This is a genomic window from Thiomicrospira pelophila DSM 1534 (assembly GCF_000711195.1).
GTDB lineage: Bacteria > Pseudomonadota > Gammaproteobacteria > Thiomicrospirales > Thiomicrospiraceae > Thiomicrospira > Thiomicrospira pelophila.
In genome coordinates this window covers 170,330-186,023 of sequence record NZ_JOMR01000001.1, presented here as the reverse complement: position 1 = coordinate 186,023, position 15,694 = coordinate 170,330, and the positions used below count along the sequence as shown (strand labels likewise).

Here is a 15,694-nt window from a genome sequence, read left to right as displayed (position 1 = left end):
AAAAAAGAGAACAGCGAATTTTAAAGAACCCAACTAAAAATTGCAAGTAAATTAACGACAAACACACAAATCAATCTCGAGCCCTTACCAATCTTAGCAAATCTAGATCATGGTAGAATGGCCTTTTTTATGATTAAAAAGCATGGCGCGTCTTAAAACACTGCAACTCACCCAGTTTCGTAACTTACACCAGGCCTGGTTATCACTCGCGCCCGGTTTAAATGTCATTATAGGCGATAATGCGGCCGGCAAAACATCGGTTATCGAAGCCTTATGGGTCATGGCCTCTGGTCGATCATTTCGTACTACCAAACCTCAACAACTGATTGAAATTAATCATACCGATATGACCCTCTACTGTGAAGTTGAGCAAGATGCTCACACCCATAAACTTGGCTTGCAGCGCACCACTAACGGATTAGAGTTACGTCTTGACGGCCAAAATTTAAAAAACCAGTCTGAACTCGCGCGCCATTTGCCAATTCAACTTCTAACCCCCGAAAGCCATCGCTTGCTTGAAGAGGGTCCGAAAGCTCGCCGCCAATTTTTAGACTGGGGCTGCTTTTATCACCACCCCAGTTTCATCCAAGCTTGGCGACACTATCAACGTGCTCTAAAACAGCGCAACCATAGTTTAAAAAAGCAGTTACCTAGTGCCCAAACTCGCTTATGGGATGCGCAGCTAATTGAAACATCTGAGCAAATTAACCATTTAAGAGCCGAATATTTAAGTGCTCTAACCCCCTATTTAACCGATTTTATTCAGCATCTTATGCCAGAACTAGATAGCCAAATTGATGTACGGTTTTATCCAGGGTGGCCCGCGAACCAAGCCAGTTATGCAACTTGTTTGGATGAACACTATGTGCGTGATGTTCAACTTGGACACACCCAGTACGGTTGCCACCGATCCGATATAAAATTTCGCATTCAACAACAAGAGCCCTTAGTTAGTTTGTCGCGTGGTCAACAAAAGTTATTTGTTTGCGCTTTATTATTGGCTCAAGCCCAATATTTACAGAAACAGACTCAAAATTCAGTGGTCATGTTGATTGATGATTTGCCTGCTGAGCTCGATAGCCAGCACCGCAACACTTTAATGTCATTATTACAAAGTCTAAACATTCAGCATCTCGTCACCACAACCGCGGCTGACTTAATTCCAATCCTAAACCCAGAAAATACGGCTTTCTTTGAAATCCAACAAGGTAAAATCCAGGCCATCTAAGCCAGTCGTAACTTTGCCAACTCAACAAATAGGGAAATTTTGTGGTAGAATCCGATGACTTAATGGCCTGTAAAAAGTAGCTTAACTATGACTGAACAAACGCAATACGATTCTTCCTCGATTAAAGTCCTAAAAGGTCTTGATGCGGTTCGTAAAAGACCGGGTATGTATATTGGTGATACCGATGATGGTTCCGGTTTACACCACATGGTTTTCGAAGTAGTTGACAACGCAATAGATGAAGCGTTGGCAGGTCATTGCGATACGATCAAAGTGATTATTCACACCGATAACTCGGTTTCGGTATCCGATAATGGTCGCGGTATCCCGGTCGATATTCATAAAGAAGAAGGCGTATCTGCAGCCGAAGTGATTATGACGGTATTGCACGCCGGCGGTAAGTTTGACGATAACTCTTATAAAGTATCGGGCGGCTTACATGGTGTGGGTGTATCGGTGGTTAACGCCTTATCCGAAGAACTTCAGTTAACCATCCACCGTAGCGGTAAAATTTGGAAACAGACTTACCATTTAGGCGTCCCTCAAACGCCTATGACCGCCGAAGGTGATTCGGATAAAACAGGTACTGAAATTCGTTTCAAACCTAGTCCAGAAATTTTTGCCATCACCGAGTTTAACTTTGACTATTTGTTAAAACGTTTACGCGAACTTTCGTTCCTAAACTCTGGTGTACATATTGAGCTCATTGATAAACGCGATGATCGCTCACAAGTATTTCAATATGAAGGTGGTATCCATGCCTTTGTTGACTTTATCAATACCAATAAAACTCCAATAAACTCAAAAATATTCCACTTCAGCACCATGCGTGATGACATTACTGTTGAAGTAGCCATGCAATGGTCTGAGTCTTATCAGGAATCGATTTTTTGTTTTACCAATAACATTCCACAACGAGATGGCGGCACACACTTATCTGGTTTTCGCGCCGCTTTAACGCGTACGCTTAATAGCTATATTGAAAAAGAAGGCTTGAATAAGAAGTTCAAAATCAATGTTTCAGGCGATGATGCGCGAGAAGGTCTTGCCGCCGTCATTTCAGTAAAAGTACCGGATCCAAAATTCTCGTCACAAACAAAAGATAAATTAGTTTCGTCTGAAGTTAAAACCGCAGTTGAAACTGCTATGAATGAAAAGTTGGCTGAGTTTTTACTCGAAAACCCCAATGAAGCCAAAGCTGTATTCGCCAAAATTGTCGATGCGGCTCGCGCCAGAGAAGCGGCTCGTAAAGCACGTGAAATGACGCGTCGTAAAGGCGCGCTTGATATCGCGGGTTTACCTGGAAAGCTAGCCGATTGCCAGGAAAAAGATCCCGCGCTTAGCGAACTTTACTTGGTGGAGGGTGACTCTGCGGGAGGCTCGGCCAAACAAGGCCGTGATCGTCGTACTCAGGCTATTTTGCCTTTGAAAGGTAAAATATTAAACGTTGAACGTGCTCGTTTTGACAAGATGATTGCCTCAGCCGAAGTCGGCACACTTATCACGGCGTTAGGCTGCGGCATTGGGCCAGATGAATACAACCTAGACAAACTCCGCTATCACCGCATTATTATCATGACGGATGCGGACGTCGATGGTTCACATATTCGTACCTTACTTTTAACCTTCTTTTATCGTCAAACGCCTGAGTTGATTGAGAATGGCTATATTTACATTGCTCAACCGCCACTCTATAAGGTTAAAAAAGGCAAGCAAGAAGCTTATTTAAAAGACGATGCTGAGCTTGAAAGTTATCTACTAAACAATGCATTAGACGATGCAGCTTTGTGGGTATCTGAACAAGGGCCGAGTATCAAAGAAGTCGCGCTTGAGCAACTCGCAAAACAATACTTACAAGTTAACCGAGCTATTCGTCGTTTAGCGCGTCGTTATAACCAAACGTTCCTAGAGTTAATTACCGATGTGAGCAATGTTACACCGGCTATGTTAAATGACTTTGATGCTTTAACTGGCTGGGTTAAGCAAGTAGAACCTCGTTTACAATCAATCGGTGAACTTCAAAAAGTGACCTATCAACTGCAGGTAGAGCCGGCTTTAGAAGGTGAATCTAAATTCCAAATTCGCTTACAACAACGTGAACATGGCACCTTAAGTTCTCAGGTTTACAGTGAAGAGTTTTTCATGTCGCCTGAGTATAGCTTGTTCAGCAAGCTAAGTGACACCTTACATGGCCTGTTAACTCAAACGGCTTATGTGCAACGAGGTGAAAAACAACAGCCCGTTAACTCATTTAAGGATGCGTTGGATTGGTTACTTAATGAAGCTAAGCGCGGTCAAGGCATTCAGCGATATAAGGGTCTGGGTGAGATGAACCCTGAACAATTGTGGGAAACCACGATGAACCCTGAAACACGTCGCTTGTTGCAAGTTCGAATCCAAGACGCAATTGAAGCGGATCAGGTATTTACAACCTTAATGGGTGAGCACGTTGAACCAAGACGTGACTTTATCGAGTCGAATGCGCTTAAAGCTGAAAATATTGATGTTTAAAAAATAATGCCTAAAAAGGGTCATTACAAAAGTTTTTAATTTAAATCCTGACCAGGCCTGGTCGAATGAATGCAATCCATTCATTTTTTATTATGGAGGCTGTTTATGTCTGTAGTTCATCCTATTGTTACCGTCACCGGTTCATCTGGTGCTGGTACGTCATTTGTGAAACGTGCGGTAGAGGAAATCTTTAAGCGCGAAAATCTTAATGCCGCAATCATTGAAGGCGATAGTTTTCACAAATACGATCGCGCTACTATGAAACAAAAGGTAGCTGAAAGTAAGGAAAATGGCGGCCGAGTGCTAACTCATTTTTCTGAATATGCGAACGAATTTAAAAAACTAGAACAATTGTTCAGCGAGTACCGTTCAACTGGTAGTGGAAAACGTCGCTATTACATTCATAGTGATGAAGAAGCGGCTGAGTTAAATGCACGTTTAGGTACCAACTTAAACCCAGGTGAGTTTACTCCTTGGGAAGATATCCCTGAAGGCACCGATATTCTTTTTTACGAAGGACTTCATGGTATGGTTCGCCGTGTAAAAACCGAAAAAGAAGACGCTGACTTTTATGACGTTGCTCAACATGTAGATCTTGGGATTGGTGTATGCCCAGTTGTAAACATTGAGTGGATGCAAAAAATCTATCGCGATACCTCTGAGCGTCCATATAGCGTTGGTCAAGTACGCGATATTATTTTAGAGCGTATGGAAGACTATATTGAATACGTGGTACCTCAATTCCACCGTACTCATATCAACTTCCACCGTGTACCATTAGTCGATACTTCGGATCCCTTCTCAACACTAGAAGACGAGGCGGCTTTGGTTCCAGAACCTAAAAACTCTTTAATGGTGACACATGTGCGCCATCAAGACGTTGACCTACAGAAGATTGCCGATAAGATTCCTGGGGCTTGGTTACAAACTCCAGAAACTTTGGTATACAACTCGGAACACATGGTATTAGCAATGGATTTATTGATGTCGCCAATTATCCATAACCTTGTAGAAAAGAAACGTGCGGCCTTAGCAAAAGCTTAAGTCTGTATTAGCACTTCTAAAAAAGCCCTGCTTTGATCTGTGTATCAAGCAGGGCTTTTTTACATCAAATCCCGTCACCCGCCCATCCTGTCCTTTGTTATAATTTATTTTACTTATCCACAGACTGAGTTACCTTTATTAAACGAGTGATACGCCCCCTATTTTTGCTGATATTTATCTTATACAGCCACTTAAGCCTTGCCCTTAACCAGCGCGATGAGGCTTATTTGTGGGTGGGTACCGAGGTTTTCCCAACTTTAGTCAAGTCGATTGTAAGTACTCCGAACAATAACCCAGCCATTGTGATTGTGTATCAACAGAACCGTCATCAAGCAGAAGTGGTAGCTCAACAACTTAAAAAAACACTGAATAACCCTATTAGCATTCGTACACTGGAAGCTACCCTAAGCTCAGATGATATTCAGATTATTTTTATCAGCCATCCCGACCTACAATCAGACAGCCTGCTTGAATTTACAGCGCAACACCAAATATTGAATTTTTCACCTTTTTATCAATCCGTATCCATGGGGGCCGATACTGGTATTTCTGTGAAAGAACAAGTACGCCCACAAATCAATCCGAAACAATTAGAACTTAAAAATATTGTCTTAAAACCCTTCTTTGTCAGAGTAGCCGAACAGTATGAATAACCAAAGCACCCATCGATTAACCGGGAACTTAGGCTTAATTTTTATTGCCTTATCTATGGGCATTATTTTATTGATATTTGTCTATTTTTATTATGTCCTACAACCCAGACTGCATGAAGAAGCGCAGTCGCAGGCTAATCTACTTACGCAATCTTTAAGTCGAGAGTTGATGCATAAAACCGTATTGGATGATGCGTTCTTATTGCAACGAGAAGTGGGCAAAATCTTACTCTATAACGATGAAAAACATCAAAAACCTTTCGTAAAGGGCATTAAGATCGAATTTAACCCCGAGTTTTTTCCCAATCATAATCGCTCACTTCAGCGTGGTGAAAGTAACTGCCAAGACTGCTTTAAGGTCGTTACTCCGCTTTATGACCAACACTCTTTGGAACTTTTGGCCAGCGTAACCTATTACGTAAATCCAGAAAATTACGACACTTTATTAGATGAAATATCGCGCAAATTCTTTTTTATTCTGAGCATATTGACGATGTTGTTGTTTGTCATTTGGTCGGCTACTCAAAAGCTGTGGAAAGCGATGCTTGAGTCTCAACAAAAACTCTATAACTCAAATCGTTATAACCAACAGATTTTGAATACGATGCAAGATATGTTGTTCTTAATTGACCACCAGGGCCGCATTTTAGATGCCAATTTATCGGCTCAACAGCAATTAGAAGCCAGCTTAGAAATCCTGCAAAGTCACTTTATCCAAGAATATTTTCAAACCAGCCAAAAAAACCAACGATTATTAAGTCAACTTAAAAATCTTGGCCAAGAAAGCTTAGAGGTTAACTTTGAACTCAATCCCAATGGCAAACACTTTGGTTTATTATCTGCGTCCAGGTTTGACACCCATCTAAAAGTGGATGGATTCGATGATACGGCACGCTATTTACTGGTTATTAAAGATATAGACGCGTTAAAAACGGCTGAAGCAAAATTGGCCTATCAAGCACAAATGGCCACCGGGATTGCACATGAAATTAATCAACCATTGGCCGTTATTCGCTTGGGTGCCGAAGGGATTAAACATTCATTACAAGACCAAAACCCACAAGCTTTTGAAGTCGAAATCGCGCAAGATGTTATTGATCAGGTAGATCGCGCCACCCAAATCATTAACAATATGCGTTCGTTTGCGCGCCTACAGCCCTCACCTAAACGTTGGGTTGAGCCTCAACATCCTTTAAATTCGGCTTTGTCTTTTTTCAAAGAACAATTAAGAATTAACTCCATTGAATTAGTTGAATATATTGATACCAGTTGCCCACAAATATTGATCGAAACTCAGAAATTTGAGCAGGTGATTGTAAATTTAATTACTAATGCGCGTCATGCCTTAAGTGCACTTAAGAACTCTCGATCTAAAAAAATTGAAGTAAAACTCAACTGCGATCATCAATTCGTCACATTAGTAATTGAAGATAATGGCATCGGTATGGATGAAATGACACGCCAGCATTGTCTCGACCCTTTCTTTACTACCAAAGAAGCGGGAGAAGGTACGGGACTTGGGTTATCCATCGTACATAATATTCTGCAAGAATTTAATATTAATCTCATGATACAATCAGAACTAGGAAAAGGTACGCGTTTTATAATGCAAATTCCCCATAAACTATCTGAGATTCCATCATGAGCACGATATTACTAGTGGATGACGAGCCGGCTATTATCAAAATGCTAAAGTGGCGTTTAGAAACCACAGGCTATAAGGTGATCAGTGCGATCTCTGGAATAGAAGCATTAAAAGTTATTCAGCAAACGCCGGTCGATTTTGTGATTACCGATGTGCGAATGCCAAGTATGGATGGCTTTACTTTAATTACTAAAATTAAAACCATCTTAAGCAACATTCCTTGCCTGATCATGAGTGGTCACGGCGACATAGACATGAACAGCCAAGCCCAACAGGTCGGGGCGTGCGGCTATATTCACAAGCCGATTAAATTTGACGAACTTGAAGTCTTAATCAATCAAAACCTTGATAAGCAACTTGTATAAAACTCGAAACGGCTCGTTTCAGTTTAAGAATAATCCAACGAATCAATTTTACGTCTATCGCGTTTAGTGGGGCGGCCCGCACCTTTTTCACGATAACCCACTAACGCCATATCAGCGGTTGGCTTACGTTGCAGGCGTTCTTCTGATATTAATTCGTATAAGCTCATGGCTTGATCCGATGAGCCACGCCGGTCAGACAAAACTAAGACCTTAATTTCAACTTTACGATGCGCTTGAGTAACACGCAAGGTATCACCAAGTTGAATGGTTTTACTGGGTTTGGGTTTTTGGCCGTTGATTTCAACTTTGCCACCTTTGACGGCTTCAGAAGCCAAGGCGCGCGTTTTGAAAAATCGCGCAGCCCATAACCATTTATCAATTCGAAGTTTAGATTCGTCTAGTTGCATATCGTCTCTAGAAGTACCAGGCCTGGTGCTTATTCGTTTAACCAATCTCTAGGTGTTAAGTAATCATATAACTTGGCTTCAGGCGTGCCTGGATCAGGATGGTAGTCGTATTTCCAGCTAGCAAGAGGTGGCATCGACATCAAAATAGATTCGGTACGACCTCCGGTCTGCAAACCAAATAACGTGCCTCGATCAAAGACCAAATTAAACTCTGCATAACGTCCGCGACGATAAAGCTGGAATTCACGCTCACGCTCACCATAATCCATCGATTTACGTTTAGCCACAATTGGTCGATAGGCTTTAATAAAATGATCCCCCACTGAACGCATAAACGCAAAACACGTATCAAAATCCCAGTCATTTAAATCATCATAAAACAAACCGCCCACACCACGAGTTTCGTTACGATGCTTAAGAAAGAAATATTCATCACACCATTGCTTATATTTTGGATAAATCTCTTCTCCAAAAAGCTCACAAGCTTGTTTTGAAGTCTGGTGCCAATGCTTAACATCTTCATCAAACGGATAATAAGGGGTTAAATCAAACCCACCACCAAACCACCAAACCGGTTCTTCACCCGGCTTTTCAGCCATAAACAAACGTACATTGGCATGTGAAGTTGGAATATATGGGTTTTTCGGATGAATCACTAAAGACACCCCTAAAGCTTGAAATGATCGACCCGCTAACTCTGGGCGATGCGCGGTGGCTGAGGCAGGCAATGTTTTACCGCGTACGTGTGAAAAATTAACGCCGCCTTTTTCAATCACACCACCGGCCTCTAATACACGCGAGCGTCCGCCACCGGTTAATCCCATCGCGCCTTCTTCACCCTCACGCTCCCAACTATCTACGATAAAGTCTTTGGTGCCGTCTTCTGCGGCTAACTGTGCGCAAATGTCGTCTTGTAAACCAATTAGGTAATTTTTTACGGCTTCAATTTTATCGTCAAATTGTGTCATGAGGCTTCCTTAAATCTTGTTCTAGTGTGTTCTTTAATTATTCTTCTGGTTCATCTTGTTTGACTTGATTGTCAAACCACTCATCTAGTTTCGCCCAGGCCTGGTGCAAACCATCTCGGTTTAAAGACGAAAAAAGCTGTGCCGTAGCATGCGGGTAATCCTCTTTCAGGACTTTTTTTACGCCTAGCAACGCGCTATTAGCGGGACCCCGCTTAAACTTATCGGACTTAGTTAATAAAATATGAACCGGTAAACCCAATTCCTTTGTCCAGTCCAGCATCATTAAGTCTAAGGGTTGTAAAGGATGGCGCACATCCATCATTAACATCAAACCTTTTAACGCTTTGCGCTTTTCGACATACTCGGCCAAACCCGCTTCCCATAATTTTTTCACATTTACATTTACCTTCGCAAAACCGTAACCGGGTAAATCCACCAAGTAGCGTGTTTCATCTAAGGTAAAAAAGTTAATCATTTGCGTTCGACCGGGAGTTTTACTGGTTCGCGCTAAGCTCTTTTGTGACGTGATGACATTAAGCGCACTGGACTTTCCGGCATTTGAACGACCTGCAAATGCGACTTCGTAACCTTCATCTTCAGGACAGTGAGACAAGTTCGGCGCACTTTTTAAATAGGTGGCCTTTTGATACAGAGGGTGTTGAGTAATCACGGTTTTTTTACCTTTAACATTAACAGTGAGAAGTATATACTCATACGCCGATCGATTTTTTTAAATCCGCCAAATTGAAGAAAACACTTATGTCTGAAAACAAAAATATATCCAAGCCTAATCGTAAATCACCTAGCTGGCTAGAGTTCTTAGGTTCAATGAATCTAGCCATTACTTTATTAGTAATGCTTTCGATTGCCTCGGTGATCGGTACGGTTTTAAAACAGAATCAAGTTGTACAAGATTACATTATTAAGTTTGGACCTTTCTGGCATGAGGTTTACAGTCGTTTAGACCTTTACAGCGTCTATGGTGCTTCATGGTTTATGCTAGTTTTATTGTTTTTATTAGTATCTACAGGCGTCTGTGTTAGCCGAAATACGCCTGTGTTTATTAAAGACATGAAACAATTTAGTGAGAAACTCTCACTAAATGCTTTAAAACATCAACCAAACCATAGCAGCTTTACATTAAACGATTCTGTCGACAATCTTCAACAACATGCGGTTAAAACATTAAAACAAGAAAGTTTTCGTCATCGTATTCATCAAAAAGACGATGGCAGTGTTACGGTGGCCGGTTTAAAAGGCCACTGGAATCGATTAGGTTATTTTTTCAGCCATGTTTCAATCATCGTTATTTGTATCGGTGCATTAATGGATGGAAACTTATACTTAAAATTTAGCGAATGGACCGGTAACTTAGCACCTGAAACGCGCAATGTATCTTTGAATGATGTCGATTCAAAAGCCTGGTTATCTTCAGATAACTACTCATATCGAGGCAATGTAAACATCACAGAAGGGCGTGATGCTGATGTGTTGTTTTTACCTTATGGGGATGGTTATTTGGTTCAACAACTGCCTTTTAGAATCCAAGTGACTGACTTCCGTCTGGATTATTACGACAATGGCATGCCCAAATCATATGAAAGTGACATATTGCTATATGCCGATGATTTGGAAGAGCCTTTAGCAAAAACCATCGAAGTAAATCACCCGCTTTATTATAAAGACTATGCAATTTATCAATCATCATTTGGCGATGGTGGCTCAAAAGTAAATTTTAAAGTGCACGCACTTGCTTCCCCCAACATCAGCAACTCTATAGTTGAATCAGCCGTTAATCAAAATGAATCTTTAACCACACCTGTTGGCCAGTTCCGTATTGAGCTTACAGATTTTAAGCTCTACAACATCATACCTAGAGACGAAGAAGAAGCCGAGCTAACTGGCCGTAAAATGCAAAACAACGGGCCTAGTGTATTGTTTAAAGTCCGGAACGAACAAGGCAAAGCGTGGGAGTATGAAAACTACATGATCCCAAACAAACAAGAAAATCGTTGGTTTTTCATGAGTGGCGTGCGTACTTCGGTCGCCGACCCTTTCCGCTATTTATTTATTCCAGCCGATGCTAATCGTAGTAAAGATCGTTTCTTTAAGTTTTTAGCTTTGCTAAACAATCCAGAAGCTCGAGAAACAGCACTTGCAAATATGGTACCCAAACCTGCAGATATGGAAGATTCGACTTATCAGACCCAATTACGTTTGTTTAGTCAATTAATTAACCTTTATCGCCAAACCGGGTTTGATGGCATAGCGCGTTTTGTTGAAACCAATGTGCCGCAAGATCAACAAGAACAAGTAATGGCATTTTATTACGATCAATTAGCCAACGCTTTACAAACTTTATATCTACATATTTTAGATGAAGAAGGCGTTATTATGGACGATCCTGGCAACATCAGCCAAGAACATCAACTATGGTTTGAAGACGCTTTAACTGCTATTGCCAGTTTAAATCGATACGGTCCACCATTATTTTTTGAGCTAACTGGCTTTGAGCAAATACAATCGACCGGATTACAGATAACAAAATCTCCTGGTAAAGATGTGGTTTATTTTGGGAGCGCGATGCTTATAATGGGAGTCTTCTTTATGTTTTATGTACGACAACGTCGCGTTTGGATACACCTAAAAGCGGCAGGCGATAAAACAGAAGTGACGATAGCCGGAAAAGACAATAAGAAACTGCCGGAAACAGAAGCAGAATTCGAAAAATTTGTTACACAATTTAAAGCATAGGTCGGGCTCTTATGGAAAACACAAACAAAAATGCAATTTGGCAACGCTTTTCACTACGGGACTGGCTTTGGCCATTAATCGTATTAATCGGAAGTATAGTTGCTTGGCAAGTATACCAAGACAATATGGATGGCTATGAGGTTGCCATATTATTTGGAGTTTCGTTAGCAACCATCTGGTTAGGCTGGTATTGGAAAAGCTTTCAAACCCATGCTTATTTTGTTGCCACCATAAGTTTGATATCCATATGGTTTTATCAAACTAACGGCAATCAATATGAAGCCAATGAAACCATTTTTTTCCTAAAATACCTCATATCAAGTCAAGCCGCTATCATGTGGATGAGTTTTTTGGTCTTATTAGGTACCGTCACCTACTTTTTTGGTCTATTTAGACAATCCGATTTCATTTATAAAGTTTCAACTTTTATTACCTGGACAGCTGCTACTTTAGGCTTTGTTGGCTTAATGGTACGTTGGTATGAGTCCTATCTAATTAGTTCTGACTATGGTCATATTCCGGTAAGCTCATTATACGAAGTATTTATTTTATTTATCGTTATGACAGTCCTTATGTACCTCTACTACGAACAGAAGTTCAAAACCCGTGCGATGGGCGGGTTTGTTATGTTGGTGATGAGTGCCTCAGTTCTATTTGTTCTTTGGTATGTATTTGATCGACAGTCACACGAAATTCAACCACTTATTCCAGCTCTACAAAGCTGGTGGATGAAAATTCATGTACCTGCCAATTTTGTTGGTTACGGTGGTTTTTCGATTGCCGCGATGGTTGGTGTGGCGATGTTAATTCGTTTAAGATTAGAAAAACATAACCCGCAAAGCCGTTTATTAACAGGCCTACCGACTCAACGCATTATGGACGATATTATGTATCGCTCAATTGCGATTGGTTTTGCATTCTTTACCGTAGCGACCGTGCTTGGCGCTATGTGGGCCGCAGAAGCTTGGGGCGGTTATTGGTCTTGGGATCCAAAAGAGACTTGGGCTTTAATTGTTTGGCTTAACTACGCCGCTTGGTTACACATCCGCATGACCAAAGGTTGGCATGGTGCACCTATGGCTTGGTGGGCGGTAATCGGCTTATTTATTACGACCTTTGCTTTTTTAGGCGTAAATATCTTCCTATCGGGTCTTCATTCTTACGGTGAGTTATAAAATAGGAGTCAGCTATGTTTAGACGTCAATTATTTCAACTTGCCGGTTTAGGTTTGTTAACAGGTTTTAGCTCAATAACCTTGGCTAATACACTGAGTTTGGGTAAAGATTATACAAAAGTACCCCAGCCGCAATCAATTGAACCGCATAAGAAACAAGTAGTTGAAGTCTTTTATTACGGCTGTTCACATTGTTATAACTTAGAACCTAGCTTGCATAATTGGTTGAAAACGAAACCAAGCGATGTAAATTTTGAACGCGTGCCGGCCGTTTTAAATAATCCAAACTGGATATTTATGGCTAAGGTTTTTTTAACTGCCCAAGAACTGGGTATAGTAGAAAAATCACATTTGCCTTTTTTTCACGCTCTACACCGTGACAAATTACCGCTTTTCAACTTAGAAGACATTGCCCAGTTTCACAGTCAATTTGGAACGACCAAACAAGACTTTATCGCAATGTTTGAGTCGTTTAAAATTGACCAAGCTATGCGTCGTGCACAGCGTTTAACACAAGCCTATGGCATTGAAGGTGTACCAAGCATAATTGTAAATGGCCAATACCTAACAGATTTGACCATGACGGGTGGGCAAGAACCTTTATGGCTTACCGTTAATCAACTACTAACCCAGTAATTATTGGGTTAAACCTTCAACATGTAACCACCAGGCCTGGTGGTTTTTTACATTGGAAGAATTCGTATGCAAGCGGCTAAATTATTTGTTGAGTGTTTAGAAAACGAAGGTGTGGAATATATTTTTGGTATTCCAGGCGAAGAAAACCTCGATATGATGGATGCCCTGCTGGATTCAAAAATTCAATTTATTACCACTCGCCACGAACAGGGTGCGGCTTTTATGGCGGATGTTTATGGCCGCTTAACCGGTAAAGCCGGAGTATGTGTGTCTACTTTAGGACCGGGCGCGACTAACCTGGTTACGGGGGTTGCAGATGCCAATATGGATAATGCACCACTGGTTGCGATTGCGGGTCAAGCTGCCACTACTCGCATGCATAAAGAATCCCACCAAGTAGTAGATTTGGTCAGTATGTTTAAACCCATCACTAAATATGCTACCCAAATTTTAGAACCCGGCACAATTCCAGAAGTCGTACGTAAAGCGTTTAAATTAGCTCAAACCGAAAAGCCTGGTGCTAGTTTTATCGACTTTCCTGAAAATATCGCAGAAATGGATACAAATGAACGTCCATTAACGGTTTTTCAAAACCGGTTAACTACGGCTTCCGAAACCTTGATCAAACAAGCCGCAATCGCCATTCAACAAGCCAAAAATCCACTCATATTAGTCGGTAACGGTGCTGTTAGAGCTAAAGCTGGTGGTGAAGTTTACGCGTTTAGTAAGCAACTTCATATTCCGGTTGTAAATACCTTTATGGCAAAAGGCATCGTGCCTTTTTTCAAAAATACGATTGCAATGGGTACCGCTGGACTGCAAAAAGGTGACTATGAAAATGGCGGTTTTTCCAAAGCCGATATCGTTATTTGTATTGGATTTGATATGGTGGAATACCATCCCCATTTATGGAACCCAAATCGTAATCATAAAATAATTCATATCGATACCTTAGCGGCTGAAGTTGATTCCAGCTATATGCCCGAAATTGAGTTGGTGGGAGATATAGCGCATAATCTTCAAAACTTGCGTAGCCTAATTAATTTGGCTGAACCACAGCCAATTGATCATCCTTTACGTGATGCCACTATGCAAGAAATGAATCGCTGCTCAAATAGCCAAGATTGGCCTTTACTGCCACAAAAAATCATTTGGGATTTAAGAACAGCCATGAAGTCTGACGACATTGCTATTTGTGATGTGGGTGCGCATAAAATGTGGATGGCACGTATGTTCAGAGCCGAAAAACCCAACACCTGCATTATTTCGAATGGCTTTGCTGGTATGGGAATTGCCGTGCCTGGCGCAATAGCGGCAAAATTAGCTTTTCCTAATCAAGCGGTAGTCGCGGTGACTGGAGACGCCGGGTTTATGATGAACTCTCAAGAAATCGAAACCGCAATGCGCTGTAATGCGCCAATTGTTATATTAATTTGGAATGACAGTCAGTACGGCTTGATTGAGTGGAAACAAAAAAGAAAATACGGACGTTCAGCGTTTATAGATTTTAAAAATCCGGACTTTGTTCAATATGCTCAATCCTTCGGCGCTAAAGCACATCGTATTGAGAATGCTGATCAACTCTTGCCGACTCTAGAAGAGGCCTTAAAATCACCTACTGTCACGGTAATTGACTGCCCAGTAAACTATTCTGAAAATGATCGTCTAACTGAATTATTAGGTAATGTAATTTCAGAAATGCAATCTTAAGGATAGCTTTTAACGACTTTCGACAATGGCAAACGTTGCGATTCTGGAATACATTCAGGATAACCCATATATAAAATCCCAATCAGTTTAATCTCGGCTGAATTTAAGCCTAATAATTGATAAGTTTCAGCCTCATTTATAATAGGGCCAGTACTCCATTGAACGCCTAATCCTTGTTCCCACGCCGCTAATTGAAAGTTTTGGATCGCACATGCACAAGCTGCATAGTCTTCCTTTGATTTTACTGAATCTGAACTGCAAACCTGACCTACAATCACAATTTGAGGATTCGCCATAAAACGGTCACAAGCTTTTAAATAGATAGCTTGGTGTTCCTCTGAACCCGCTAAAGCACGCTTATCAGCTCGCAGTTTAGCGTACAATTGAGTAAGTGCTTGTTGAGTTTGATTACCGATAACATAAAATCGCCAAGGTTGAGTTAAACCATGATTCGGTGCCCAAATAGCCGCCTCTAAACATTGATTTAACTTTTTAGATTCGACCTTTTGATCAATAAACTGATAAATAGTACGTCGTTGTTGAACAAGTTGTAAAAACATAACAGCCTCATAATTTTGGTTTAAGAATTGTCTAACAGA

The 15,694-nt window shown here is 41.0% G+C and carries 14 protein-coding genes; 10 read left to right on the top strand and 4 right to left on the bottom strand.

What is annotated here, in order from left to right; genetic code table 11:
* Positions 1-142: 142 nt before the first annotated feature.
* The 6 genes from recF to N746_RS0100870 all read left to right on the top strand — a co-directional run bounded on the left by recF (position 143) and on the right by N746_RS0100870 (position 7,446).
* The gene (gene recF, locus N746_RS0100895; RefSeq protein ID WP_029933480.1) at positions 143-1,228 is read left to right on the top strand and encodes a DNA replication/repair protein RecF; all 1,086 of its coding nucleotides are present in this window, start codon (positions 143-145) and stop codon (positions 1,226-1,228) included.
* Positions 1,229-1,315: 87 nt separating this feature from the next.
* Entirely contained in the window at positions 1,316-3,739 is a 2,424-nt protein-coding gene (gyrB, locus tag N746_RS0100890) for a DNA topoisomerase (ATP-hydrolyzing) subunit B (RefSeq protein WP_029933479.1), read from the top strand.
* A gap of 105 nt (positions 3,740-3,844) precedes the next feature.
* Positions 3,845-4,783 (top strand): phosphoribulokinase, encoded by a 939-nt coding sequence (locus N746_RS0100885; RefSeq protein WP_029933478.1) that lies wholly within the window; start codon positions 3,845-3,847, stop codon positions 4,781-4,783.
* A 233-nt stretch (positions 4,784-5,016) separates the two neighbouring features.
* A complete protein-coding gene (locus N746_RS0100880) occupies positions 5,017-5,436 on the top strand; it encodes a hypothetical protein (protein WP_156018223.1) in 420 nt (139 codons plus the stop codon).
* Positions 5,429-7,081, top strand: a complete 1,653-nt coding sequence (locus tag N746_RS0100875; protein WP_029933476.1) for a sensor histidine kinase — start codon at positions 5,429-5,431, stop codon at positions 7,079-7,081. Before N746_RS0100880 ends, N746_RS0100875 begins: the two co-directional genes overlap by 8 nt.
* The gene (locus tag N746_RS0100870; protein WP_029933475.1) at positions 7,078-7,446 is read left to right on the top strand and encodes a response regulator; all 369 of its coding nucleotides are present in this window, start codon (positions 7,078-7,080) and stop codon (positions 7,444-7,446) included. Before N746_RS0100875 ends, N746_RS0100870 begins: the two co-directional genes overlap by 4 nt.
* A gap of 23 nt (positions 7,447-7,469) precedes the next feature.
* Here the strand turns inward: N746_RS0100870 and N746_RS0100865 are convergent, their stop codons facing one another.
* From N746_RS0100865 to yihA, 3 genes are read right to left on the bottom strand one after another with little or no spacing between them, the layout of a single operon-like run.
* Entirely contained in the window at positions 7,470-7,853 is a 384-nt protein-coding gene (locus tag N746_RS0100865) for an RNA-binding S4 domain-containing protein (RefSeq protein ID WP_029933474.1), read from the bottom strand.
* A 29-nt stretch (positions 7,854-7,882) separates the two neighbouring features.
* Positions 7,883-8,821, bottom strand: coding sequence for an oxygen-dependent coproporphyrinogen oxidase (hemF, locus tag N746_RS0100860; protein ID WP_029933473.1), 939 nt, complete (start codon positions 8,819-8,821; stop codon positions 7,883-7,885).
* A 37-nt stretch (positions 8,822-8,858) separates the two neighbouring features.
* Positions 8,859-9,488: a ribosome biogenesis GTP-binding protein YihA/YsxC gene (gene yihA, locus N746_RS0100855; RefSeq protein ID WP_029933472.1), complete on the bottom strand. Its 630-nt coding sequence runs from the start codon at positions 9,486-9,488 to the stop codon at positions 8,859-8,861.
* 92 nt (positions 9,489-9,580) lie between these two features.
* On the opposite strand from yihA, the gene N746_RS0100850 reads away from it, so the two are divergent.
* The 4 genes from N746_RS0100850 (at position 9,581) to N746_RS0100835 (ending at position 15,095) form a co-directional block, all read left to right on the top strand.
* Positions 9,581-11,575, top strand: a complete 1,995-nt coding sequence (locus N746_RS0100850) for a cytochrome c biogenesis protein ResB (RefSeq protein ID WP_029933471.1) — start codon at positions 9,581-9,583, stop codon at positions 11,573-11,575.
* Positions 11,576-11,586: 11 nt separating this feature from the next.
* Positions 11,587-12,750 carry a c-type cytochrome biogenesis protein CcsB gene (ccsB, locus tag N746_RS0100845; protein ID WP_029933470.1) on the top strand — a complete coding sequence of 388 codons (1,164 nt, stop codon included), beginning with the start codon at positions 11,587-11,589 and terminating at the stop codon, positions 12,748-12,750.
* A 14-nt stretch (positions 12,751-12,764) separates the two neighbouring features.
* Positions 12,765-13,385, top strand: coding sequence for a thiol:disulfide interchange protein DsbA/DsbL (locus N746_RS0100840; protein WP_029933469.1), 621 nt, complete (start codon positions 12,765-12,767; stop codon positions 13,383-13,385).
* A gap of 66 nt (positions 13,386-13,451) precedes the next feature.
* Positions 13,452-15,095, top strand: a complete 1,644-nt coding sequence (locus N746_RS0100835) for an acetolactate synthase large subunit (protein ID WP_029933468.1) — start codon at positions 13,452-13,454, stop codon at positions 15,093-15,095.
* On the opposite strand, the gene N746_RS0100830 is transcribed toward N746_RS0100835, so the two are convergent.
* Positions 15,092-15,655 (bottom strand): nitroreductase family protein, encoded by a 564-nt coding sequence (locus N746_RS0100830; protein ID WP_029933467.1) that lies wholly within the window; start codon positions 15,653-15,655, stop codon positions 15,092-15,094. The two genes, N746_RS0100835 and N746_RS0100830, sit on opposite strands and share 4 nt — an antisense overlap.
* Between the last annotated feature and the right edge of the window lie 39 nt (positions 15,656-15,694).